The sequence below is a fragment of the Streptomyces sp. NPDC053665 genome, from assembly GCF_055585285.1.
Genome location: NZ_JBVJKK010000003.1, coordinates 16,761 through 40,734 on the forward strand (window position 1 = coordinate 16,761; position 23,974 = coordinate 40,734).

Consider the following 23,974-nt stretch of genomic DNA (forward strand, 5'->3'; position numbering starts at 1 on the left):
GGCGGCTCGGTGCGTGCGCGGCGGTCCGGGGCCCGGCCGGTCGTGAGGTGGCCGCGGCTACGCGGGCGTCACCGCGTGACCGTAGCGGAGCAGGTTGTCGGGGTCGTAGGTGGCCTTGTCGTGGCGCAGGCGGTCGTAGACCTCCGGGGTCCAGGCGCGGGCGACGTCCTCCGCGTCGCCGGGGGTGCCGTGGATGTTGACCATGGTGCGGCCGGTGCCGTAGGGGGCCATGGCGGTGTGCAGGCGGCGTGTGGCCTGTTCGACGGCCTCGGCCACGGGCGGGGCGGGCATGATCCCGACCGCCTCCAGGAAGTACCGGGCGTCGCGGGCGCACACGGCGTCCTCGACGGGGGCCGGGCGGGACAGGGCGCCGCCCATGTGCCGCAGCGAGGCCACCAGCAGGGGGTACTCGGCGCCGGCCGCGGGGCCCACCTGCTCCAGGAACGTGTCGAGCGCCTCCGGGGTGAGGTCCCGCAGCAGCAGGCACGACTCGCGGGCCGGGAGCGGGTCCTGCGGCTCCATGTGGATGCGGTCCATGTCCGCGCAGGCCGTCTCGCCGACCATGTCCACCACCACCGGCGCGGCCTGCCGCAGCGGGGCGACCAGCGCCTCGCCCTCGGTCGCGTCGCCCGGCCAGGCGATCGCGACCCGGGCCCAGAAGCCGCCGCGCAGCTCCGGCGGGAGCTGGGGGATCGGCGGCAGCCGCAGCACCGAGAACATGCTGCACATCTCGTCCGGGACAGTGCGGGTCCACTCCGACCAGGCGCGCAGCAGGGCCTCGGTGTGCTCCGCCCGGCAGTACAGGCCGCCGCCGTACACGCGGGACAGCGGCAGCAGCTCGGTCACCAGCGAGGTGACGACGCCGACGTTCCCCTTGCCGCCGCGCAGGGCCCAGAACAGCTCCGGCTCCTGCCGGGCGTCGGCCTCGCGCAGCCGGCCGTCCGGGGTGACGACCTCGAAGGAGCGGACGAGGTCGGCGCCGTAGCCGTAGGCGCGGCCGAGGACCGGCAGGCCCCCGCCGAGGGTGTAGCCGACGACACCCGCGTCCGTGGAGGTGCCGCACAGGCCCGCCAGTCCGTGCGGGGCGGCGGCCGTCATCACGTGGCTCCACTTCGCCCCGGCGTCGATCCGGGCGGTACGGGTGGCGGGGTCCACCCGCACGCCCGTCATCCGGGACGTGGTGATCAACAGGCCGCGCTCGATGGGGAAGTTGGCGCCGTGTCCGGTGGCCTGGACGGCCACCGGGGTGCCGGTGGCGTGCGCCCAGCGCATGGCCGCGACGACGTCGTCCGCCCCGGTGGCCCCGACGACCACGTCGGGGGTGTGCAGCGCGGACACGTTGAAGCCGATGACCTCGTCGGCGTAGGCCGGGTCGCCGGGGCGCAGCACCGGGCCGGCGACGTCCGAGAGGGCGAAGAGATCGGGGGTGGGGTGGGTGGCGGTCATCGCGTCCTCCGCGGGGGGCGGGTACGGAGGGACGGCGGCGGTGGGTTCGGCCGCCGTCGGGGGCCTTGCCCTGTGGTTCCAGGATGGACCCGGGGGTGTGGCGGCGCATGCGGGGGCCGGGGGCCGGGGACCGTGGACTGCGGGGGTGCCCGGGGGTGCCGCTCGGGGCCGACAAGGCGTCGGCATCGGGGCGTTCGGGGCGGGCGTAGCGTAGAGGACATGACGACGTACGGATCATTCCCCGGTACGCGGCCGCGGCGTTTGCGGATCAACCCCGTGATGCGTCGGATGGTCGCCGAGACCCGGCTGCACCCCGCCGATCTCATCCTCCCGGCCTTCGTGCGCGAGGGCGTCACGGAGCCCGTGCCGATCGGGGCCATGCCGGGCGTCGTGCAGCACACCCGGGACAGCCTGAAGAAGGCGGCCGCCGAGGCCGCCGCGGCGGGGGTCTCCGGGATCATGCTGTTCGGCGTGCCGGAGGAGTCGAAGAAGGACCCGCTCGGCACGCCCGGCACCGACCCGGACGGCATCCTCCAGGTCGCCCTGCGGGACGTGCGGGCCGAGGTCGGGGACGACCTGCTCGTCATGTCCGACCTCTGCCTCGACGAGACCACCGACCACGGCCACTGCGGCGTCCTCGACGAGCAGGGCCGGGTCGACAACGACGCGACCCTGGAGCGCTACGCCGAGATGGCGCAGGTGCAGGCCGACGCCGGTGCCCACGTCGTCGCGCCCAGCGGGATGATGGACGGGCAGGTCGGCGTCGTCCGCGACGCCCTGGACCAGATCGGCCGGGACGACGTCGCGATCCTCGCCTACACCGCCAAGTACGCCTCCGCGTTCTACGGGCCGTTCCGCGAGGCCGTGGGCTCGTCGCTGCGGGGGGACCGCAAGACCTACCAGCAGGACCCGGCCAACCTGCGGGAGTCGCTGCGCGAGCTCGCCCTCGACCTGGAGGAGGGCGCCGACATGGTGATGGTCAAGCCGGCCGGCCCCTACCTGGACGTCCTCGCCCGGGTCGCCGACGCCGTGGACGTGCCTGTCGCCGCGTACCAGATCTCCGGGGAGTACTCGATGATCGAGGCCGCCGCCGAGAAGGGCTGGATCGACCGCGACCGGGCGATCATGGAGACTCTCACCGGCATCCGCCGGGCCGGGGCGCGCACCATCCTCACCTACTGGGCCACCGAGGTGGCCCAGAAGCTGAAGGATCAGTAGGACAGCGCGTCGTCCATGTCGCGCAGCCAGTAGGTGACCGTCAGGGTGCTGTCGTAGTACACGCCCCGGGCCGGCAGGGCCGGGATCGCCGTGGGGCCGCCGTCGCTGTTGGGCGTGCGGCCCTGGAAGCCGACCGTCAGCTTGCGGCCGGTCGTGCCGGCTTCGCCGCTGCCGTCGGCCGCCGACAGCGAGACGCCCGCGTAGCCCTTCTCGCCCGGCGCCAGGGTCGTCACGGCCTGCGGCTTGGAGTCCGCGACCGGGCGCGGGGCCCACTGCATCGCGTCGAAGCGCAGCACCGGGTGGTAGGTGAGGTCGCAGGGCTTCGAGCCGATGTTCTCGACCGTGATGAGCAGGTGGTTGAGGGGGCGCGGGACCGGCCGGGCGGTGACGGTGGTGTTGCCGCCGTGGCAGAAGACGCGGGCGGGGGTGCCCGTGCCGCCGGCGGTCTTCCCGGTGGTCGTTCCGGTGGCGCTCCCCGTGGTCGTTCCGGTGGTCGATCCGGTGGTCTTCCCGCGGGAGGCCTCGCTCTCGCTGCGGTTGCTCCCGGCGGAGGTTTCGCCGGTGTTCGAGGTGCCCGCGGTAGAGGTGGCCGAGGATGTCGCCGCCGGGCCGGGGCGGGCCGCGCCCTCGTCCTGGGTGCCCGTTCCGTTGTCGCATGCCGTGAGGGCGAGGGCGGCCAGGAGGGCGGCGGGCAGAGCGTGGTGGGTGCGCATGAGTGGGGTCCCTTTCGGACAAAGGCGGTGCGGAGGAAGGCCCGAGCGGCTCGCTCGACCGGCGGGCCGGGAGCGGCGTGCTTGGATGACCAGAGCTTGTGCCGTACTCCGTCCCGCCCGCCACACCCGGCGGACGATCAGGGACGCTGGAACGCGCACGGGAACCTGACCAGGGGAAACGACCGTCCCCTGGAACGGGGGCACGGGACACGGGGTGGGAGGAACGGTGTCGCAGGACACGGGAGCGGCCGCATTCGCTGAGCTGCTGGGGGAGTTGAAGGAGCGCTCGGGACTGAGCTACGGGGTGCTCGCCAAGCGTCTGCACATGAGTACGTCGACGCTCCACCGCTACTGCAACGGCGACGCCGTGCCCACGGATTACGCGCCCGTGGAGCGGCTCGCGCGGCTGTGCAAGGCGTCACCGGAGGAACTCGTCGCACTGCACCGGCGGTGGGTGCTCGCGGACGCGGGCCGGGGGCGGAGGACGGGTACCGCAGCCGCCCGGGCGGGAACGCCCGGGCCCGCCCCGTCGGCCGGGTCTGCCCCGTCGGCCGGGCCTGCCGGGTCCGCCGGGTCGGCTGGGCCTGCCGGGCCTGCCGGGCCTGATGGGTCGGCTGGGAGCGCCGCGACCGCGACGTCCGCCGGGTCGGCCGCCGAGGACGCCGGGCCTGCCGGACCTGCCGGGCCCCTCGGGTCGGCTGGGAGCGCTGGGCTGGCGAAGTCCGCCGGGCCGGACGCGTCGGCCGGGTCGGCCGTGCATGCCGAGGCCGCTGGACCTGCCGGGTCTACCGGGCCCGTCGGGCCGGTTGGGAGCGGCGCGACGGCGAGTTCCGCCGAGTCGGCCGCGCCCGCACCTGTCGGGCATGCCGGGTCCGCCGGGTCGGCTGGGAGCGCCGCGATCGCGAGGTCCGCCGAGTCGGCCGAGCCCGCCGAGGACGCCGGGTCTGCCGGACCTGCCGGGTCCTCCGGGCCTGCCGGGCCCGTCGGGTCGGCTGAGAGCACCGCGACCGCGAAATCCCCGGGGCCGGACACGCCGCCCGGGTCGGCCGCGTCCCCCGGGGACGCCGGGCCTGCCACGCACGCCGGGCCTGCCACGCACGCCGGACCTGCCCCGCACGCCGGACCTGTCGAGGGCGCCGGACCTGCCCAGCACGCCGGACCTGTCGAGGGCGCCGGACCAGCCCAGGGCGCCGGACCCGGTCCGGGGGACGGTGGACCTGCGCTGGGGGGCGGTGGCGCGGGCGCGCTGCCCTCGCGGCACGTGCCGGGCAGGCGGACGCGGTGGCGGCCTCGTCGTGTCGTTCTCGCCGGTGTCGCCGCGGCCGTCGCGCTGAGCGGTGTCGGACTGGCCGTGGCCATGCCGGACGGCGGGCCGGAGCGGGACGGCCACCGCGAACCGGCGGCCGCCTCACGGGACTCCGGTGGTTCCGGCCCGCGCCCGGACGGCGGTGGCGCCGCGACGGCGTCCCCGTCCGGCAGCCCTTCCCCGGGCGGCACGAGGCGCGACAAGAGTGACCGGCACGAGGAGTCCGCCCCGGCGCAGCCCTCGGCGTCCTCCCCGGCCCGGACCGGCAAGCCCGGCCGCGCCGGGGCCGGACCCGCCTCCGGTCCGGCTCCGCTCACCGTGAACACCCAGCCGCACGCCTGGGAAAGCCCCTGCTCCCAGCGGTACCTGGTCGACCTGCCCCCCGAGCGGGTGGTGCCGCCGCCGCTGGAACAGGACGCGCCCGGCTGGGTGGCCGCGATGGGCGCGGTGCCCTCGGGGGAGCAGTTCCTGAAGATCACCGTGCAGGGGACCGGCAAGGAGACCGTCGTCATCGAGGACCTGACGGTCCGTATGGCCGGCAGGCGCGCGCCCCTCGCCTGGAACGACTACGCGATGGGCTACCCGGGCGTCGGCTGCGGCGGCGGCATGCCCAAGCGGTTCTTCACGGTCGCCCTGGACGCCGCACGGCCCGCCCTCGTGCCCGAGGCCGGTCACGCCGACTTCCCGTTCACGGTGAGCCAGTCGGACCCGGAGGCGTACTACATCCAGGCCGACGCCTCCGCCTACGACGTCCGCTGGTACCTGGAGCTCACCTGGTCCAGCGGCGGCCGCAGCGGCACCCTCAGGGTGGACGACAAGGGCCGGCCGTTCCGCACGAGCGGTCACCACGGGCGCCCCGCCTACGAGTTCCCGCTCGGTGGCGAGAAATGGGTGAAGGCCGGGACGACCGATGCGTCATGACGCCGTACGGGCACGCCCCGTCCGGCCGATCCGTTAGGTTGCTGAGCACCGAAACGGTCGCTGTACGGACCGCCCGTCGTCAGGGAGACGTCCATGTCCGGTGAGGCGCTCAGCCAGGATCCCGCCGCGCTGCGCAGGAGGATCGACAGCAGCAAGGCGCACCCCGCGCGGGTCTATGACGTGTTCCTCGGCGGCAAGGACCACTACCCGGCCGACCGGGAAGCGGCCGCCGCGGCGCTCGCGGCGAATCCGCGCGGCTACCTCGACGTGCGGCACAACCGCGACTTCCTGCGCCGCGCGGTGACCGCGCTCGTGGAGCAGGACGGCATCCGGCAGTTCCTCGACATCGGCACCGGGCTGCCGACCGCACAGAACGTGCACCAGATCGCGCAGCGCGTCGCGCCCGAGTCGCGGGTCGTGTACGTCGACAACGACCCGGTCGTGCTGGCGCACGCGCGGGCGCTGCTCACCAGCGGGCCCGAGGGGCGCACGGACTACATCGACGCCGACCTGCGCGAGCCGGGCCGGATCCTCGAACAGGCCGCCCGGACACTGGACTTCGACCGGCCCGTCGCCCTGTGCCTGGTCGCGGTGCTGCACTTCGTGGCCGACGAGGAGGCGTACCCGCTGGTGCGGGAGCTGCTGGACGCGCTGCCCCCGGGCAGCCGGCTGGTGCTCAGCCATCTGACCGAGGACCTCAACCCGGAGAACATCCGCGCGGTGCAACGGACCTACACCGAGCGGGGGTTCACGTTCGTGCTGCGGACCAGGGCCGACGTCGAGCGGTTCTTCACGGACAACGGGCTGGCGATCGCGGAGCCGGGTACCGTCCCCGCCCACCGCTGGCGGCCCGACGGCGCCGCCCCCGTCCCGGAGCAGCCCGGGGAGTCCTTCCTCGCCGGACTCGACGCGATCGAGAAGGTCCGCTACCGCGCCATCGACGACGCCACGGACGCGGACATCAACGTGTACGCGGCGCTCGGCGCGAAGGGCTGAGCCGACGCCCGCCCGGGGCTCGCGGCACGCCCCCCGTGGGCGCGTGGAGGGCTCGCGGCACGACCGGGGCGCCCCCGCCGTCCGCATCGCGGAAAACTTCTTGTAGGCGGCACGCACTTGCCTAGGCTGCGCGACAGCAGGCGTCGCCGCAGCCGAAGGAGCCGTGTCATGACCATCGCCGAGCCGGGGCCCACCACCCGCTCCGCCGTCCCGCCGCTCGCCGCGCGCGCCCGCGCCGTCGGCGGATCGCCGGTGCGGGACATCCTCGCGGTCACCGCCCGGCCCGAGGTCATCAACTTCGCCGGAGGGCTGCCGGCGCCGGAGCTGTTCGACGCCGACGGCATCGCCGCCGCGTTCCGCGCGGTGCTCGCCCGCACGCCCGCACGGGCCCTCCAGTACTCCACGACCGAGGGCGAGCCCGCGCTGCGCGACGCGCTCGCCGCCCGCACGGCCGCTCGCGGCCTGCCGACCGGCCCCGACGACCTGCTCGTCACCACCGGCTCCCAGCAGGCCCTGTCCTTGCTGGCCACGGCGCTGGTCGAACCGGGCGACACCGTCCTGGTGGAGAACCCCTGCTACCTCGCCGCGCTCCAGGCCTTCGGCTTCGCCGGAGCACGCGTCGTGGCCGTGCCCGGCGACGAGCACGGCCTCGACCCGGCGGCACTGGACGAACTCGTCGCCCGCGAGCGGCCGAAGCTGCTCTACACCGTGCCCACCTTCCAGAACCCCACCGGCCGCACCCTGCCCGCCGAGCGGCGGGCCGCCGTCGCCGCCGTCGCCGCCCGGCGCGGACTGTGGATCGTGGAGGACGACCCCTACGGCGAACTGCGCTACGAGGGTGCCCGCGTGCCGTGGATCGCCGCGCACCCCGGGGCCGAGGACCGGACCGTGCTGCTCGGCAGCTTCTCCAAGGTCATGGCACCCGGGCTGCGGCTGGGCTGGCTGCGCGCGCCGGGGGAGCTGCGGCGGGCCTGCGCCGTCGCCAAGCAGGCCGCCGACCTGCACACCCCGACCGTCAACCAGCTCGCCGCGGCCCGCTACCTCGCCGACCAGGACCTCGACGCCCACGTCGCCCGCGTCGCCGGGGTCTACCGCGAGCGCCGGGACGCCATGCTCGCCGGGCTGCCCGACGCGCTGCCCGAGGGCTCGCGGTGGAACCGGCCCGAGGGCGGCATGTTCCTGTGGGCGCGGCTGCCGGAGCCCCACGACACGACGGCCCTGCTGCCGCAGGTGGTGCGCCACGACGTGGCGTACGTCCCCGGCGCCCCCTTCTACGCCGGCCGGCCCGACCGGACGACCCTGCGGCTGTGCTTCGTGACGCAGACACCGGAGGAGATCGAGGAGGGCCTGCGCAGGCTCGCGCAGGGGTTCAGCCCCACCGGGACGGCCGGCTCCGCCGGTTGAGGACGCCCGTCACACCCGGGCGGCTTCAGAGCCGCTCGGGCGTGCGGATGCCCAGCAGGGCCATGCCGCGGTGCAGCGTGCGGGCCGTGAGGTCGCACAGGAACAGGCGGTTCTCGATCTGCTCGCCCGTCTCGGCCTTGAGGACCGGGCACTTGTCGTAGAACGTCGTGTAGAGCGACGCCAGTTGGTACAGGTAGGCCGCCAGCTTGTGCGGGGCGTACTCCGCCGCGGCCTCGAAGACCGTGTCGCCGAACGTGTCCAGATGCAGACCGAGCGCCCGCTCCGCCTGGGCGAGTTCGAGCTCCGGGTGCGCGACCGGCGTCGTCTCGCCCGCCTTGCGCAGGATCGACTGGATCCGGGCGTACGCGTACTGGAGGTAGACGGACGTGTCGCCGTTCAGCGACACCATCTGGTCCAGGTCGAACTTGTAGTCCCGGTTCGGCGACGTCGACAGGTCGGCGTACTTCACCGCACCGATGCCGACCTGCGCGGCCCGCTCCTGGATCTCGTCCTCGGTGAGGTCCTGCGCCTTCTCCCGCACGACCTCGGCGGCCCGCTGCACCGCCTCGTCCAGCAGATCCTCCAGCCGTACGGTCTCGCCCTCACGCGTCTTGAACGGCTTCCCGTCCGCGCCGAGCACCGTGCCGTAGCCCATGTTGTGCGCGGTGACGTGCTCGCCCAGCCAGCCGGCCCGGCGGGCCGTCTCGAAGACCATCCTGAAGTGCAGCGACTGGCGTACGTCCACGACGTACAGCAGCGTCGTCGCGTCCAGGTCGAAGACGCGGTTGCGGATCGCCGTCAGGTCGGAGGCCGCGTAGCCGAAGCCGCCGTCCGCCTTCTGCACGATCAGCGGGACCGGCTGGTCGTCCTTGCCGCGGATCTCGTCGAAGAACACCACGAGCGCGCCCTCGGAGCGCACCGCGACACCCATCTCCTCCAGGAGGCGGGCGGTCTCGGGCATGCCCTCGTTGTAGGCGGACTCGCCGACGATCTCCTCGTCGCGGATCTCCATGTCGAGCTTCTCGAAGACGGAGTAGAAGTAGACCTTCGACTCGTCCACGAACTGCTGCCACAGCTCGAGCGTCTCCTTGTCACCGGACTGGAGGGCGACGACCCGCTTGCGGGCCCGCTCCTTGAACTCCTCGTCCGCGTCGAAGAGCGCACGCGACGCCTTGTACACCCGGTTCAGGTTGCTCATCGCCTGCTCGCCGTCGACGTCGGCCGCGGGGGCCAGCTCGCCGGGGTGCTCGAACAGGTACTGGATGAGCATGCCGAACTGGGTGCCCCAGTCGCCGATGTGGTGCCGGCCGATCGTCTTCTCGCCGGTGAAGTCGAGCATGCCGCGCAGGGCGTCCCCGATGACCGCCGACCGCAGGTGACCGACGTGCATCTCCTTGGCCACGTTCGGCTGGGCGTAGTCGATGACCGTGATGCCCGCGTTCTCCTTCAGCGGCACGCCGAGCCGCTCGCCGTCCGCGTAGCGCGCGGCGAGGTTCTCGGTGATCGCCCGGTCGGTGAGCGTGACGTTCAGGAAGCCGGGCCCGGAGACCTCGACATCGGCGATCAGCTCACCCGACTCGACCCGGGAGACGACCTGCGTGGCCAGCTCGCGCGGGTTGGCCTTCTCCTTCTTGGCCAGGGCCAGGATCCCGTTGGCCTGGAAGTCGGCCCGGTCGCTTCGTCGCAGCAGCGGGTCCGCGGAGCCGGCCTGCGGCAGGGCCGCCGACAGGGCCGCCGCGAGGCGCTGGTGGACGGAGTCGCTGAGGGACGTGACCGAGGCCATGGGCGCGGGTGCCGTTCTCCTAGGGGAAATCGATGGACCCGGCCAGTATCCCATGGGGGTAAAGCCGTTTTTCCTGGCGCGAGGTGGTCTGGGAGAATGGGGCGGTCAGCCGTGCGACCGTACCGGCTGCCCGATGCAGAAAGAAGGACGTGCCGATCGTGGCTCAGAGCACCGAGACCACCGACTGGGTCTCCCGTTTCGCGGATGAGGTCATCGAGGAGTCGGAGCGCCGGGCCCCGGGCAAACCCGTCGTCGTCGCGTCCGGGCTGTCGCCGTCCGGCCCCATCCACCTGGGGAACCTGCGCGAGGTCATGACCCCGCACCTCGTCGCCGACGAGATCCGCCGCCGCGGCCACCAGGTGCGCCACCTGATCTCCTGGGACGACTACGACCGCTACCGCAAGGTGCCCGAGGGCATCCCCGGTGTCGACCGGCAGGAGTGGGCCGAGCACATCGGCAAGCCGCTGACGTCCGTGCCCGCGCCCAAGGGGTCGCCGTACCCGAACTGGGCCGAGCACTTCAAGGCCGCGATGGTCGAATCGCTGGGCGAGCTGGGCGTGGAGTTCGACGGCATCAGCCAGACCGAGCAGTACACCTCCGGCGTGTACCGCGAGCAGATCCTGCACGCGATCAGGCACCGCGGCGACATCGACGCCATCCTCGACCAGTACCGGACGAAGAAGGCCCCGGCCAAGAAGCAGCAGGGGCAGAAGCCGGTCGACGAGGCCGAGCTGGAGGCCGCCGAGGGCTCCGGCGCCGCCGCGGAGGACGACGGCAGCTCCGGCTCCGCCGGCTACTTCCCGTACAAGCCGTACTGCGGCAACTGCGAGAAGGACCTCACCACCGTCACGTCCTACGACGACGACTCCACCGAGCTGACCTACGCCTGCACCGCGTGCGGCTTCTCGGAGACGGTCCGGCTCAGCGAGTTCAACCGCGGCAAGCTGGTCTGGAAGGTCGACTGGCCGATGCGGTGGGCCTACGAGGGGGTCGTCTTCGAGCCCTCCGGTGTCGACCACTCCTCTCCCGGGTCGTCGTTCCAGGTCGGCGGGCAGATCGTCGGGATCTTCGGCGGCAAGCAGCCGATCGGCCCGATGTACGCCTTCGTCGGCATCTCCGGCATGGCGAAGATGTCGTCGTCCAAGGGCGGGGTGCCCACCCCGGCGGACGCCTTGCAGATCATGGAGCCGCAGCTGCTGCGCTGGCTGTACGCCCGCCGCCGGCCCAACCAGTCCTTCAAGGTCGCCTTCGACCAGGAGATCCAGCGGCTCTACGACGAGTGGGACCGGCTGGACGCCAAGGTCGCCGACGGCAGCGCCCTGCCGGCCGACGCCGCCGCGCACTCCCGTGCGGTGCGCACGGCCGCCGGTGAGCTGCCGCGCACGCCCCGGCCGCTGCCCTACCGGACGCTGGCGTCCGTCGCGGACATCACCGCCGGGCACGAGGACCAGGCGCTGCGCATCCTCAGCGAGCTCGACCCCGAGCAGCCGCTGGCCTCGCTGGACGAGGCCCGCCCGCGCTACGACAAGGCCGAGGCCTGGATCAACACGCACGTCCCGGCCGACCAGCGGACCATCGTGCGCGAGGAGCCCGACGCGGAGCTGCTGACGTCGCTCGACGAGGCGTCCCGGCAGTCGCTGCGGCTGCTGCTCGACGGACTGGCCGAGCACTGGTCGCTCGACGGGCTGACGCACCTCGTCTACGGCGTGCCCAAGGTCCAGGCCGGGTTCTCCGCCGACGCCACGCCCAAGGAGCTGCCGCCGGAGATCAAGACCGCCCAGCGGTCCTTCTTCGCGCTGCTGTACCACCTGCTGGTCGGCCGCGACACCGGCCCGCGGCTGCCCACGCTGCTGCTGGCGGTGGGGCAGGACCGGGTGCGGCACCTGCTCGGCGCGTAGCCGGCACGCACGGCAGGGGCCCTCGGCGCAGTCGCCGAGGGCCCCTCGCCGTACGCGCCCGACGGCCGTCAGGCGATGTGGTCCTCCTCCAGCTCCGTGTTGTAGCGGTGCTGGAAACGGTCCGACAGGGCCTTGAGCGTGCTGGTGGTCAGGGTGACGCCGTAGGTCGTCTGGATGTTCTCGCCGAGGACCGCCGGGGTGGGGAAGCTGCCGTCGATGGACTGGCGGAACACCTTGTAGTACGCCTCCTCGTCCGGCTCGCCGGCCGGCCGGGGCGCGGTGCCGCCGCCCTCACCCAGCTCGCGGGTGCGGTTCGGGCCGACGGGGATGGGGAAACCGCCCGTCTCCTCCGGGCCCGGCTCCCGCTCGTACCCGTCCTGCTCGAACGGCTCCCGCTCGTACTGCTCCTGGTACTGCTCGGCCTCCCGCTGCTCCGCGTACCACTGGGCGTACTGCTCGGCCGGGTCGTAGGCGGGGTTGTAGCCGCCCTGGTACTCGACCTCGCGCGGGGCCTGGAACCAGGGGCTCTGGTCGGGCTCGGGCTCGGGCTCGGGCTCGGGGCCGGGGCCGGGATCCGGAGGGCCGTCCACCGGCCCGGGGCGCCGCCCGCCCCGCGCCGCGCCCTGCTCGACGGCGGCCGGCGCCTGCGGGAGGGGACCGGCGCCCTGCGACGCGGGGGCCGGGCCGACCGCGCGGCGGGCGGCCGCCGGGTCGGGCGCGTCCAGCGCCTGCTGCGGTGGCGGGGGTATCAGCGCGGGCTCGATCCCCGCCGCCGCGAGACCCGCCGGAGCCGTCTCCACCAGGGGCACCCCGTACTTCGCCAGCCGCAGCGGCATCAGCGACTCCACCGGGGCCTTGCGCCGCCACGCGCGGCCGAACCGCGAGCGCAACCGCGCCTGGTAGACCAGCCGTTCCTGTTCCAGCTTGATGACCTGGTCGTAGGAGCGCAGCTCCCACAGCTTCATGCGGCGCCACAGCAGGAACGTGGGGACGGGCGACAGCAGCCAGCGCGTCAGGCGCACGCCCTCCATGTGCTTGTCGGCCGTGATGTCGGCGATCCGGCCGATCGCGTGGCGGGCCGCCTCGACGGCGACCACGAAGAGCACCGGGATGACCGCGTGCATGCCCACGCCGAGCGGATCGGGCCACGCGGCGGCGCCGTTGAACGCGATCGTCGCCGCCGTCAGCAGCCACGCCGTCTGCCGCAGCAGCGGGAACGGGATCCTGATCCAGGTGAGCAGCAGATCCAGGGCCAGCAGCACGCAGATGCCCGCGTCGATGCCGATGGGGAAGACGTAGGAGAAGTCCCCGAAGCCCTTCTTGATGGCCAACTCGCGGACGGCCGCGTACGAACCGGCGAAGCCGATGCCGGCGATGATCACGGCGCCTGCCACGACCACACCGATGAGAACGCGGTGCATCCGAGTCAGCTGCAGTGGCGCGGCCACCCGTACCCCTCCCCTTGCGTGTTGTTGCGCGCAACAGGGTGGCACACATGTGCGGGGAACGGGTGGCCGGTTCCTGAGGGGTCTGCGGTCAGCTCTTCGCGACGGGCTTCTTGGACGCGTCCTTCGACGGGGACTTCGACGGTGACTTCGACGGAGACTTCGAAGAGGACTTCGAGGGGGACTTGGAAGGGGCGCCGCTCGCCTTGCCGCCACCACCGTTGGCCTCGGACACCGCCGCCACCGCCTCCTCGGCGGCCTTCTTCGCGTCCTTCAGCAGGTCCTTGCCGCTCGGCGTCTTGTCACCGGCGAGGCCCGCCCCGTTGTAGTCCACGGTGACGACGACGTTCTCCACGCGCGCCACGACCGTCTGCTGCTTGAAGGTGCCTTCCTTCTTCTTCAGGTCGTAGTGCACCGCCGTCGCCTGGTCACCCGTCCCGGTCACCGGCTCGGACGCGGTGGCCTTCGCGCCCTCGACCGCCTGCGCGTCCTGCACCTGCTTCGCGTAGTACTCCTGCGCCAGCTTGTCGGCCGAGCCGCGGGCGGCGTCCGACTCGAAGCGCAGCATCGACACGTTCAGCCAGCGGAACTGCGAGCCCTTCACGCCGTTGTTGTCCAGGCTGTCCCAGGAGCAGGAGGCACGCGTCGAGATGTCGTCCGAGTTGCCCTCCTTGCCCGACTTCGCCTTCGGGGCGAGGTCCTCCAGCGTCTTCTTGGAGAGCACCTTGCACGCCTCCGGAAGCTTGCTGTACGCCGCCGCCTGCACGGTCGGCGACGGGCTCGCCGACGCCGACGCCGAAGCCCCCGCCCCGGCGGCCTTGTCCGCGCTGTCGCCGGAGCCGGAGTCCGAGGAGCAGCCGGCGGCGACCAGCATCACGGGGACGGCGGCCGCGCCGGCAAGGACGCGGTTCAGACGCTTCGCTCGCTGGTCTCGCTGTACTCGTCGCTGCATGGTTCCTTCACTCATGACGCTCGTGGTTCCCTGCGGTCGGAACGGGTCCGAGTGGTCACGGTACGCGGTGAGGCGAGCGTGTGTTCTTCCTTCGGACACGTGCGGACCCCGCGGGACGGCACCGCGCAACGGCCTCAGTCACCCAGGGAATCGGCCAGCTTCAGGGCCAGTTTCTGCGCCCTGTCCTGCATTTCCTCGCTGTCCGGCACGACGCCGGCCGTCGCGGGCTGCTCCGCGTACTCGATGGTCACGATGACGTTGGACGTGCGGAACGCCACAGTCACCGTCCGCTGCTCGGCCGTCGAACCGGAGCCGCCCAGCTCGTCGTCGAGGAACGCCTCGTCGCCCAGATCCTCCAGCACGCGCGGGCGCAGCTCGGCCGGCGGCGCCGAACCGGCCGCCGACGGCGAGGAGGAGCCGGACGGCGACGGCGAACCGCTCGGGGTGCCGGACGCGCTCCCGGCCGGGGAGCCGGACGCGGACGCGGACTCGGTGGCGACCGGCTCGGGCAGATGCGCCGACGCCACCTTCTCCCCGAACAGCCGCTCCGCCTGGCTGTCGTCGCTGACGCCGGTGTCGTAGGACACGACCCGCTCGAAGTCGATCAGCAGGTGGTTCGTGGCGTCCGGGGCGTCCACCTTCCAGCGGCAGCCCACCCGGCGGTCCGTGTCGAACGTGCTCGTCGCGGAGCCCTCGTACGCGCGCTCGCGCTGCTCCTCGTCGCCGATCTGCCGGATGCCGGGCAGGAGTTCGTCCAGCGAGGCCCGGCCGGGCGCGTCACAGGGCTCGGGCAGGGTGCGGTAGCGGCCGGGCTCCGCCGCGGCCGACGCGGTGCCGGTGTCCCCCGGGTTGGAGTCGTCGGTGGTGCCGCCGTCGCCGGAGCCACCGGTGCAGCCCGCCAGCAGCGCCGCGAGGAGCGCGGCGACACCGGACGCGCAGGCCTTCCGTTGCACGTGGTGGCTCCTCTCGAGACGGATATTGCCTTGCCGCCGTGGGGCGGGCGATGGACACAATGTGTATCGCACGCACTGCCGTGAACGCCGGTCCGATTTCCCTTTCGTCGACCTTGGCTCCGGTATTTGCGCTTGAGGACTTCTGTTGGTCTACGGGGGATTGAGGACGTTATGTCGTATGTAGAGATGCCGGGCGCGAAGGTGCCGATCCGGATGTGGACCGACCCGGCGTCGGTCGAGGAGTCGGCGCTCCAGCAGCTGCGCAACGTCGCGACGCTGCCGTGGATCAAGGGCCTGGCCGTCATGCCGGACGTGCACTACGGCAAGGGGGCGACGGTCGGCTCGGTCATCGCCATGCAGGGCGCGGTGTGCCCGGCGGCGGTCGGTGTGGACATCGGCTGCGGCATGTCGGCGGTGCGGACGTCCCTGACGGTGAACGACCTCCCGGGCGACCTGTCCCGGCTGCGCTCGAAGATCGAGCAGGCCATCCCGGTGGGCCGGGGGATGCACGACGACCCGGTCGACCCGGGCCGCTTCCACGGCATGGCGACCGCCGGCTGGGACGACTTCTGGGGGCGGTTCGACGGGGTGGCGGAAGCGGTCAAGTTCCGTCAGGAGCGGGCCGGGAAGCAGATGGGGACGCTCGGCAGCGGAAACCACTTCGTCGAAGTGTGCACGGATACGACCGGTTCCGTCTGGTTGATGCTGCACTCCGGGTCCCGGAACATCGGCAAGGAACTGGCCGAGCATCACATCGGAGTGGCCCGGGGCCTCCCGCACAACCAGGGGCTGGTCGACCGCGACCTGGCCGTGTTCGTGGCGGACACCCCGCAGATGGCGGCGTACCGCAACGACCTGTTCTGGGCGCAGGAGTACGCGAAGCACAACCGCTCGATCATGATGGCGCTCCTGAAGGACGTGGTCCGCAAGGAGTTCAAGAAGGCGAAGCCCGTCTTCGAGCCGGAAATCAGCGCGCACCACAACTACGTGGCCGAGGAGCGCTACGACGGGATGGACCTGCTCGTGACCCGCAAGGGCGCGATCCGGGCCGGCTCCGGCGAGTACGGGATCATCCCGGGCTCCATGGGCACGGGGTCGTACATCGTGAAGGGCCTCGGCAACGCGAAGTCCTTCAACTCGGCCTCGCACGGCGCGGGCCGGCGGATGAGCCGCACCGCGGCCAAGCGCCGGTTCACGACGAAGGACCTGGAGCAGCAGACCCAGGGCGTGGAGTGCCGCAAGGACTCCGGCGTCGTCGACGAGATCCCCGGCGCCTACAAGCCGATCGAGCAGGTCATCGACCAGCAGCGGGACCTGGTCGAGGTGGTGGCCAAGCTCAAGCAGGTCGTCTGCGTGAAGGGCTGAGCCGCCCGGGGTCACGCCTGGCGGTGCACCTTGGTGTTGGAGGCCTGGGCGCGGGGGCGCAGGACCAGGAGGTCGACGTTGACGTGGGCGGGGCGGGTGACCGCCCAGGTGATCGTCTCGGCCACGTCGTCGGCGGTGAGGGGTTCGGCGACGCCCTGGTAGACCTTCTCCGCCCTCTCCCGGTCGCCGCCGAAGCGGGTCAGGGCGAACTCCTCCGTCCTGACCATGCCGGGGGCGACCTCGATGACGCGGACCGGCTGCCCGACGATCTCCAGGCGCAGGGTCTCGGCCAGGACGTGCGCACCGTGCTTGGCGGCGACGTAGCCACCGCCGCCCTCGTAGGTGCCGTGGCCGGCCGTCGAGGAGACGACCACGACCGTGCCGTCGCCGCTCTCGACCAGCTTGGGCAGCAGGGCCTGGGTGAGGTTGAGGGTGCCGATGACGTTGGTCTCGTACATCCGGCGCCAGTCGGCCGGGTCGCCGGTGGCGACCGGGTCGGCGCCGAGCGCTCCGCCCGCGTTGTTGACCAGTACGCCGATGGTCGTGAAGGCGGTGGCGAACTCGTCGACGGCGGCGCGGTCGGTGACGTCGAGCGGGTAGGCCGTGGCCTGGTGGCCGGCCTGGGTGATCTCCTCGGCCAGGGCCTCGATGCGGTCCTTGCGGCGGGCGGTCAGGACGACGCGGTAGCCCGCGGCGGCGAGCTGCCGGGCCGTGGCGGCGCCGATGCCGCTGCTCGCACCCGTGACGACGGCGATGCGGGAGGCGGCGGACGGGGCGGCGGTGGCCATGGGTGCTCCTCGGGCGGGGTGCGGGCGTGTCTCGCGTGGGGGCGGGCCGGCGGACGGACCTGGGGGCCAGGATAGGCGGGGCCCTGCGGGGGGCTGCACGGGTGCCCGGGGCAGGGGCGGGCCGGCCTCCTCTCGCGCAGGCGCGTGCGCGGCCGGGGTCAGTCGCCCCGGGGGGCGTACATGATGACGGCCATGCCGGCCAGGCAGATCAGCGCGCCCGCGAGGTCCCAGCGGTCCGGGCGGTAGCCGTCGGCGACGACGCCCCACAGGATCGAGCCGGCGACGAAGATGCCGCCGTACGCGGCGAGGACGCGGCCGAAGTGGGCGTCGGGCTGGAACGTCGCGACGAAGCCGTAGGCGCCGAGGGCGAGGACGCCGCCGGCCGCCCAGAGCCAGCCCCTGTGCGCGCGCACGCCCTGCCAGACGAGCCAGGCGCCGCCGATCTCCAGGAGGGCGGCCAGCAGGAACAGGGCGACGGAGCGCGGCACGGACATGGCGGCCAGCTTCGCACGCGGGCGCGGCGGGGCCCGGGCGCCCCTGCCCGGCCGCGGTGCCCGGGCGGTCGCCGGTGGGTCGGGAACAGGCTCCTGCCGGTGGCTGTTCCCCAGGTATAGTTGAACCGTAAACAACCTGGAGGGTGAGCGACCATGCAGTTCGGGATCTTCAGCGTCGGCGACGTCACGCCCGACCCGACCACCGGCCGGACGCCGACCGAGCGCGAGCGCATCAAGGCCATGGTCGCCATCGCGCTGAAGGCCGAGGAGGCCGGGCTCGACGTCTTCGCGACCGGCGAGCACCACAACCCGCCGTTCGTGCCGTCCTCGCCCACCACGATGCTCGGCTACATCGCCGCCCGCACCGAGCGGCTGATCCTCTCCACGGCCACCACCCTGATCACCACCAACGACCCGGTGAAGATCGCCGAGGACTTCGCGATGCTCCAGCACCTGGCCGACGGCCGGGTCGACCTGATGCTGGGCCGCGGCAACACCGCCCCGGTCTACCCCTGGTTCGGCCAGGACATCCGCCAGGGCATCCCTCTCGCCCTGGAGAACTACGCCCTGCTGCGCCGGCTGTGGCGCGAGGAGCACGTCGACTGGGAGGGCAGGTTCCGCACCCCCCTGCACGGCTTCACCGCGACCCCGCGTCCGCTGGACGGCGTGCCGCCGTTCGTCTGGCACGGCTCGATCCGCTCGCCCGAGATCGCCGAGCAGGCCGCGTACTACGGCGACGGCTTCTTCCACAACAACATCTTCTGGCCGGCCGACCACACCCGGCGCATGGTCGAGCTCTACCGGGAGCGCTACGCGCACCACGGGCACGGCACCCCCGAGCAGGCGGTCGTCGGCCTCGGCGGGCACGTGTTCATGCGGAGGAACTCCCAGGACGCGGTGCGCGAGTTCCGCCCCTACTTCGACGTCGCGCCGGTGTACGGGCACGGGCCGTCGCTGGAGGACTTCCAGGACCAGACCCCGCTGACGGTGGGCTCCCCGCAGCAGGTGATCGAGAAGACCCTGGCCTTCCGCGAGTACGCCGGCGACTACCAGCGCCAGCTGTTCCTGATCGACCACGCCGGACTGCCGCTGAAGACCGTCCTGGAGCAGATCGACCTGCTCGGCGAGGAGGTCGTGCCCGTGCTGCGCAAGGAGTTCGCCGTCGACCGCCCGTCGGACGTGCCGGACGCCCCGACGCACGCCTCGCGGCTGGCCGGACCGGTGAGAGGGCAGTAAGAAGGACGCCCCGGCGCAGTCCGCGCCGTCCCCGGGACCGCGCGGCTTGGCACACTGGACGCGTGCCCCACACCGTGCTGCTCGCCGAAGACGACCGCGCCATCCGCAACGCCCTGGAGCGCGCCCTGACCCTGGAGGGATACCAGGTCGTGGCGGTCGCCGACGGTGTCGAGGCACTGGCGCAGGCCCACCGCAACCGCCCCGACGTCCTCGTCCTGGACGTGATGATGCCCGGCATCGACGGGCTCCAGGTGTGCCGGGTGCTGCGCGCCGAGGGCGACCGGACGCCGGTGCTGATGCTGACCGCCCTCGTGGAGACGGCGGACCGCATCGCCGGTCTCGACGCGGGCGCGGACGACTACGTGGTCAAGCCCTTCGACGTCGAGGAGGTCTTCGCCCGGCTGCGCGCCCTGCTGCGCCGCACCGGCGCGGTGGAGTCCGGGGGCCCGGCCGTCCCCGCCGAGGCCCCCCGGCCCGAGCCCGACCGGTTCGTCGAGGCGGCCGGCATCCGCATGGACCCGCAGGCGCGCCGCGCCTGGCGCGGCAGCCGCGAGCTGGAGCTGACCCGAACCGAGTTCGAGCTGCTGGAACTGCTCGTGCGCAACGCGGACATCGTCCTCGACCACTCCACGATCTACGACCGCATCTGGGGCTACGACTTCGGCCCGGGCTCCAAGAACCTCGCCGTCTACGTCGGCTACCTGCGCCGCAAGCTCGACCAGCCGGACGCGCCGCAGCTGATCCACACGGTGCGCGGCGTGGGTTACGTGCTGCGGGAGGACTGAGTGGGCCGCCTCGGCCGGCTGATCGCCGGACGCCGGCCGAAGCTGGTCTCGCTGCGCACCACCCTCGCCGTGTCGTTCGCGGTGGTGACGGCGGCCGTGACCATCCTGATCGGCATCCTGTCCTACAGCGCGGCCGCCCGGCTGGTGCGGGTGGACCAGCAGACGGTCTTCGACGAGGTCGTGCAGGACCTGCGCGACGAGGTGCGCCAGAACCGCATGGCGCCCGGCGACTTCTCCTCCGCCGCGCCGGGGCACGACCTGGTGCGCCCGGCCCGCACGGACGTGCAGGTGCTCGGGCCGGACGGGCATGTCGTGGACCGGGGCAACCCGGGCCTGCCGGTCACCGGCACCGACGTGGCCGTCGCGGGGGCGAGGGCGTCCGGACAGGTCGCCCAGCACCGGGACGTCGACGTCGGCGACGACGTCTACCGCGTCGCGACGGTCTCCCTGGGCGGCGGGCGGGGCGCGGTGCAGATCGCGCAGGAGTTCAGCGACGTCGAGGATCTGCTGCGGGTGCTCCAGCAGCGGACGCTGCTGCTGGTGGCCGCCGTCGTGGTCGGCGCCGGACTGTTCGGCTGGTGGCTGGCCCGGCGCATCACCCGCCGCCTCGTCGTGCTCACCGACGCCGCCGAGGACGTCGCCCGCACCCGCCGCCTGGGCGTCCAGGTGCCCGTGGCCGGCAACGACGAGGTGGGCCGGCTGGGCCGGGCCTTCGACCGCATGCTGGGCCGGCTGGCCCAGTCCGAGGAGGACCAGCGCCGGCTGGTGCAGGACGCGGGCCACGAACTGCGCACGCCGCTCACCTCGCTGCGCACGAACATCTCCCTGCTGCGCCGGATCGACGAACTGCCGCCGCAGGCCCGTGAGGAACTCGTCGCCGATCTGGGCCAGGAGGCCCGCGAGCTGACCGACCTGGTCAACGAACTGGTCGACCTGGCCGCCGGGCAGTCCGACACGGAACCGCCGCAGCGCGTGGACGTCGCCGGTGTCGCCGAGGAGGTGGCCGGGCTCGCCCGGCGCCGCAGCGGCCGGGAGATCGCGCTGCGCGCGAGCGGCGACACCACGACCGACGGGCGCCCCGCGATGCTGACCCGGGCGCTGTCCAACCTGGTCGAGAACGCCCTGAAGTTCGACCAGGGCGGCCGGCACCCGGTGGAGATCGTGGTCTCCGGGCCGGCGCGGCCCGGCACGATCCGCGTCGAGGTCCTCGACCGCGGGCCCGGCATCGCCGACCAGGACCTCGACCGCGTCTTCGACCGCTTCTACCGTGCCGCCGACGCCCGCTCCCTGCCGGGCTCGGGCCTCGGCCTGTCCATCGTGCGCGAGGTGGCCCTCGCCCATGGCGGCGCGCCGTTCGCGTACCGGCGCAAGGGCGGCGGGACGGCGATCGGCTTCACGGTGGGCGGCGGCACCTGACGGCCCGCCGTGTCGCGGCCCGGCCCGTCCCGGACGGAACCGGTCGCGACGGTGGGTACGCTGCCCCGGTGCCCCTCGTAGAGATCACCTGCGCCCCGCACGTCCCCGAGGAGACGCTGCGCGAACTCGCCGCCGTGCTCCCGCACCTGGTGTCCCTGGCGGTGGAGTGCCCCGAGGAGCCCTACGACGGGGACCTGCAACCCGGTGACGTGGAGCTGCGCTTCCGGCGGCTCGGCCCGCTGGACCGCAGCGGCCTGGACGTGGTCGTCGAGGTGTGGTCGAAGTGGTTCGAGAGCAGGGCGGCCGACCGCCAGGACCGGGTGGACGGCCTGCACGACGCCATCACGGCGGCGACGGGCCTGCGCGACGTCGGCGTCTACCTGTCCCTGCCGGTGGCCGCGTGGTCCCAGGGGGACTGAGCCCGGCCCGCCCGTCCCGGTGCACTGTCGTGGGCGGCTTGTACCCTGCACTCTCCGGCGACCGGACGATCACGTGCACGGGCAGGCGCGCACGGGGCGGGCGTCCAGGGGCGGCAGCGCGGGGGGTTCCGATGAGTGACGCACATCCGATACGCAACCGCAGGCCGGGCCTGTCGGCCGGTGCGCTGATCCTCGCCGGGGTCCTCCTCGCCGCGATCGGGGCCGTCGGCGCCTGGCTCCAGCGCGACGCCCCCGGCCGCAGTGCCGAGCCGCGCACGGAGTTCACCGCGGACAACCCGCCCGCCGGTCTGCCCGCCGCGCTCACCACCGGCCAGCGCCTGCACTGGTCCCGCTGCACCTCGCCGCCCGCCGCGCGCACCGGCTACGACTGCGCCGTCATGAAGACCCCTCTGGACTACCGGAAACCGGACGGCAGGACGATCGACGTCGCCCTGATCCGCCGCAAGGCCACCGGCCCGAACGCCCGGCGCATCGGCTCGCTCGTCCTCAACTTCGGTGGCCCCGGGGTGTCCGGCGTGCGCGGACTGCCCGAGCGGATCAACCAGTACGAGCCGCTCCTCGACCGCTACGACCTGGTCTCCTTCGATCCGCGAGGTGTCGGCGCGACCATCCCCCTGCGCTGCGGGAAGGCCGCGGACGGCCAGGGAGGGGCGGGCGCCTGCGCCGAGCGCTCCCGGGCGCTGCTCCCGTACATCAGCACCTCGCACACCGCGCGCGACCTCGACCTGATGCGCTACCTCCTCGGCGACGAGCGGCTGCACTACTTCGGGGTCTCGTACGGAACGGCGCTCGGCGCGGTCTACGCCCACCTGCACCCGTCGCACGTCGGGCGGCTCGTCCTCGAAGCGCCCGTCGACCCGACCGAGGACCTCAGCGAGGAGCAGGTGTCGCAGGTCGAGGCGGTCCAGGCGGCGTTCGACCGGTTCGCCGCGCACTGCGCGGCCCGTGTCCGCCGCTGCCCGACCGGTGACGGGCCCGAGGAGGCCGCGCGGCGCATGGCGCGGCTGGCCGACCGCCTGGAGAAGAAGCCCGCCCCGGCCGGCGGCGGGAGGGAACTGGACGCCGACGACCTCGCGCACCGTGTCGGTGACCACCTCACCCGCGGCACCGACGGCTGGCCGACGCTCGCCAAGGCCCTCACCGCGCTGATCGACCACAACGACGGCGCCCCGCTGGACGAAGGCGCGGCCGCCACGGGCAGCGCCGACCGCGGGGCGGCCCCGCCGGACGGCAGCCGCGTCGCGCTGACCGCGATCACCTGCGCGGACTCCAGCCTGCGCCGGGACTTCGACGGGCTGGAACGGGACGCGCGCCGTGTCGAGGCCGCCTCGCCCGTCTTCGGCGCGGCCTGGTCCGCCGGCGTCTACCTCTGCTACGACTGGCCGTTCGACGGAGAGCGCGTCACGCCCCGGGTGGACGCCGACGGCGCGGCCCCCGTCCTCGTGGTCGGCGGCACCGGCGACCCGACCACCCCGTACCCCGGCGCCCGCCGCATGGCCCGCGCCCTGGGCGACGGTGTCGGCGTGCTCCTGACGGCCGAGGAGGAGGGCCACGGCACCTACCCGCAGAACCGCTGCGTCATGGAGGCCGTCAACACCTACCTCCGCACGGGCCGCACCCCGGCCACCGGAACGGTGTGCCGGGGCACCATGTCCTGAGCCCGTACACCGCCCGGCGAGGGCCGGGCACCTCAGTGGCTCAGGGCCACACCAGGCAGTACGGCTGGTGCCCCGCCTCGTGCAGGCGGTGGCTGAAGTCCTGCCACTCGTGCAGCAGCTGGTACACGTTGAACGCGTCGCGGGGGCCGCCGCGGTCCGGGACCGTGGACCAGATGAAGGCCGCCGCGCCCACGGCCTCCTCGCCGATCCCGCGCAGCGGGTCGACGACCGTCATGGGCAGCTTGACCACCGCGTAGTCGGGGTGCAGGACGACCAGCTCCAGGGGAGGGACCTTGTGCAGGGGGACGCCCTCGATGCCGGTGAGCACCATCGCGGCCATGGTCTCCGGCTTGATCTTCGTGAACATGCCGTTCATGCCGAGTTCGTCGCCGCCGAGTTCCTCGGGGCGCATCGAGATCGGGACGCGGGCCGCGGTCGCGCCGTCGGGCGCGCCGAAGTACTTGTACGTCACCCCCACCCGACCACCATTCCTGCTCCCCGCCCGAAGATCGTCCGCCTGGCCCTCAGTACGTCCGTCGAGGCGCTCCGGTTCATCGGGCCGGCCCTGCGTCCGACGTGGTTCCTGCGTGTCCTCCGCCTCGCGCCGGTGCCTGCCCCGACGGGCACGTCGAGGACCCAGGTCATCAGTCCCCTCGCCCAGTCCGCCACCGCGATGCATATCTCCACCCGACTGCTTTTCTAGGACGCGTCGCCCCCGCCGCGCAACCCGATCATCGTGTCAGTGACCTCCCCCACG

20 protein-coding genes and 1 pseudogene are annotated in these 23,974 nt (G+C 73.3%); 12 read left to right on the forward strand and 9 right to left on the reverse strand.

Translation table 11 applies throughout. From position 1 onward, the window contains the following. Nucleotides 1-57: 57 nt before the first annotated feature. Entirely contained in the window at nt 58-1,446 is a 1,389-nt protein-coding gene (locus tag ACZ6ZN_RS12980; RefSeq protein WP_469645746.1) for an FAD-binding oxidoreductase, read from the reverse strand. Nucleotides 1,447-1,665: 219 nt separating this feature from the next. Here ACZ6ZN_RS12980 and hemB point away from each other — a divergent pair, with 219 nt between their 5' ends. Next, on the forward strand, nt 1,666-2,664 hold the full coding sequence (gene hemB / locus ACZ6ZN_RS12985; protein WP_398112165.1) for a porphobilinogen synthase: 999 nt from the start codon (nt 1,666-1,668) through the stop codon (nt 2,662-2,664). Here the strand turns inward: hemB and ACZ6ZN_RS12990 are convergent. After that, nucleotides 2,658-3,377 carry a DUF4232 domain-containing protein gene (locus ACZ6ZN_RS12990; RefSeq protein ID WP_469645749.1) on the reverse strand — a complete coding sequence of 240 codons (720 nt, stop codon included), beginning with the start codon at nt 3,375-3,377 and terminating at the stop codon, nt 2,658-2,660. The two genes, hemB and ACZ6ZN_RS12990, sit on opposite strands and share 7 nt — an antisense overlap. Before the next feature lie 226 nt (nt 3,378-3,603). On the opposite strand from ACZ6ZN_RS12990, the pseudogene ACZ6ZN_RS12995 reads away from it, so the two are divergent. The 4 genes and pseudogenes from ACZ6ZN_RS12995 to ACZ6ZN_RS13010 form a co-directional block, all read left to right on the forward strand. Then, nucleotides 3,604-3,868 (forward strand): annotated as a pseudogene (locus ACZ6ZN_RS12995) (helix-turn-helix domain-containing protein); the annotation flags it as partial. A gap of 770 nt (nt 3,869-4,638) precedes the next feature. Next, complete coding sequence (locus tag ACZ6ZN_RS13000) at nt 4,639-5,604, forward strand: hypothetical protein (protein WP_469645751.1); 966 nt, start codon at nt 4,639-4,641, stop codon at nt 5,602-5,604. A gap of 93 nt (nt 5,605-5,697) precedes the next feature. Continuing rightward, nucleotides 5,698-6,600, forward strand: a complete 903-nt coding sequence (locus tag ACZ6ZN_RS13005; protein ID WP_451877359.1) for an SAM-dependent methyltransferase — start codon at nt 5,698-5,700, stop codon at nt 6,598-6,600. A 168-nt stretch (nt 6,601-6,768) separates the two neighbouring features. After that, complete coding sequence (locus ACZ6ZN_RS13010) at nt 6,769-8,004, forward strand: aminotransferase-like domain-containing protein (protein WP_451877358.1); 1,236 nt, start codon at nt 6,769-6,771, stop codon at nt 8,002-8,004. A gap of 25 nt (nt 8,005-8,029) precedes the next feature. Here the strand turns inward: ACZ6ZN_RS13010 and argS are convergent, their stop codons facing one another. Continuing rightward, complete coding sequence (argS, locus tag ACZ6ZN_RS13015) at nt 8,030-9,787, reverse strand: arginine--tRNA ligase (RefSeq protein ID WP_469645755.1); 1,758 nt, start codon at nt 9,785-9,787, stop codon at nt 8,030-8,032. A 149-nt stretch (nt 9,788-9,936) separates the two neighbouring features. On the opposite strand from argS, the gene lysS reads away from it, so the two are divergent. Continuing rightward, complete coding sequence (lysS, locus tag ACZ6ZN_RS13020; protein WP_451877356.1) at nt 9,937-11,685, forward strand: lysine--tRNA ligase; 1,749 nt, start codon at nt 9,937-9,939, stop codon at nt 11,683-11,685. A 68-nt stretch (nt 11,686-11,753) separates the two neighbouring features. Here lysS and ACZ6ZN_RS13025 read toward each other — a convergent pair whose 3' ends face one another. The 3 genes from ACZ6ZN_RS13025 to ACZ6ZN_RS13035 form a co-directional block, all read right to left on the reverse strand. Beyond that, nucleotides 11,754-13,106 carry a DUF2637 domain-containing protein gene (locus ACZ6ZN_RS13025; RefSeq protein WP_469645757.1) on the reverse strand — a complete coding sequence of 451 codons (1,353 nt, stop codon included), beginning with the start codon at nt 13,104-13,106 and terminating at the stop codon, nt 11,754-11,756. A 115-nt stretch (nt 13,107-13,221) separates the two neighbouring features. Continuing rightward, entirely contained in the window at nt 13,222-14,097 is an 876-nt protein-coding gene (locus tag ACZ6ZN_RS13030) for a DUF3558 family protein (protein ID WP_469645760.1), read from the reverse strand. A gap of 119 nt (nt 14,098-14,216) precedes the next feature. Then, entirely contained in the window at nt 14,217-15,035 is an 819-nt protein-coding gene (locus ACZ6ZN_RS13035) for a DUF3558 domain-containing protein (RefSeq protein ID WP_398112155.1), read from the reverse strand. Between the two features lie 171 nt (nt 15,036-15,206). Here ACZ6ZN_RS13035 and ACZ6ZN_RS13040 point away from each other — a divergent pair, with 171 nt between their 5' ends. Next, nucleotides 15,207-16,400, forward strand: a complete 1,194-nt coding sequence (locus tag ACZ6ZN_RS13040) for an RtcB family protein (protein WP_469645762.1) — start codon at nt 15,207-15,209, stop codon at nt 16,398-16,400. 11 nt (nt 16,401-16,411) lie between these two features. Here the strand turns inward: ACZ6ZN_RS13040 and ACZ6ZN_RS13045 are convergent, their stop codons facing one another. Together ACZ6ZN_RS13045 and ACZ6ZN_RS13050 are read right to left on the reverse strand one after the other, a co-directional pair. Continuing rightward, nucleotides 16,412-17,188 carry an SDR family NAD(P)-dependent oxidoreductase gene (locus tag ACZ6ZN_RS13045; protein WP_469645765.1) on the reverse strand — a complete coding sequence of 259 codons (777 nt, stop codon included), beginning with the start codon at nt 17,186-17,188 and terminating at the stop codon, nt 16,412-16,414. Nucleotides 17,189-17,346: 158 nt separating this feature from the next. Then, the gene (locus ACZ6ZN_RS13050; protein WP_469645766.1) at nt 17,347-17,682 is read right to left on the reverse strand and encodes a YnfA family protein; all 336 of its coding nucleotides are present in this window, start codon (nt 17,680-17,682) and stop codon (nt 17,347-17,349) included. Nucleotides 17,683-17,835: 153 nt separating this feature from the next. Between ACZ6ZN_RS13050 and ACZ6ZN_RS13055 the strand changes: the two genes are divergently transcribed. The 5 genes from ACZ6ZN_RS13055 to ACZ6ZN_RS13075 all read left to right on the forward strand — a co-directional run bounded on the left by ACZ6ZN_RS13055 (nt 17,836) and on the right by ACZ6ZN_RS13075 (nt 23,217). After that, a complete protein-coding gene (locus tag ACZ6ZN_RS13055; protein WP_398112150.1) occupies nt 17,836-18,918 on the forward strand; it encodes an LLM class flavin-dependent oxidoreductase in 1,083 nt (360 codons plus the stop codon). 62 nt (nt 18,919-18,980) lie between these two features. After that, entirely contained in the window at nt 18,981-19,703 is a 723-nt protein-coding gene (locus ACZ6ZN_RS13060; protein ID WP_469645768.1) for a response regulator transcription factor, read from the forward strand. Further along, nucleotides 19,704-21,119: a sensor histidine kinase gene (locus ACZ6ZN_RS13065; protein ID WP_469645771.1), complete on the forward strand. Its 1,416-nt coding sequence runs from the start codon at nt 19,704-19,706 to the stop codon at nt 21,117-21,119. A gap of 68 nt (nt 21,120-21,187) precedes the next feature. After that, nucleotides 21,188-21,538 carry a hypothetical protein gene (locus ACZ6ZN_RS13070; protein ID WP_469645773.1) on the forward strand — a complete coding sequence of 117 codons (351 nt, stop codon included), beginning with the start codon at nt 21,188-21,190 and terminating at the stop codon, nt 21,536-21,538. Nucleotides 21,539-21,669: 131 nt separating this feature from the next. Next, the gene (locus ACZ6ZN_RS13075) at nt 21,670-23,217 is read left to right on the forward strand and encodes an alpha/beta hydrolase (RefSeq protein WP_469645775.1); all 1,548 of its coding nucleotides are present in this window, start codon (nt 21,670-21,672) and stop codon (nt 23,215-23,217) included. Between the two features lie 40 nt (nt 23,218-23,257). Here the strand turns inward: ACZ6ZN_RS13075 and ACZ6ZN_RS13080 are convergent, their stop codons facing one another. Next, nucleotides 23,258-23,695, reverse strand: a complete 438-nt coding sequence (locus tag ACZ6ZN_RS13080; protein ID WP_003974483.1) for a hypothetical protein — start codon at nt 23,693-23,695, stop codon at nt 23,258-23,260. Nucleotides 23,696-23,974 lie beyond the last annotated feature (279 nt).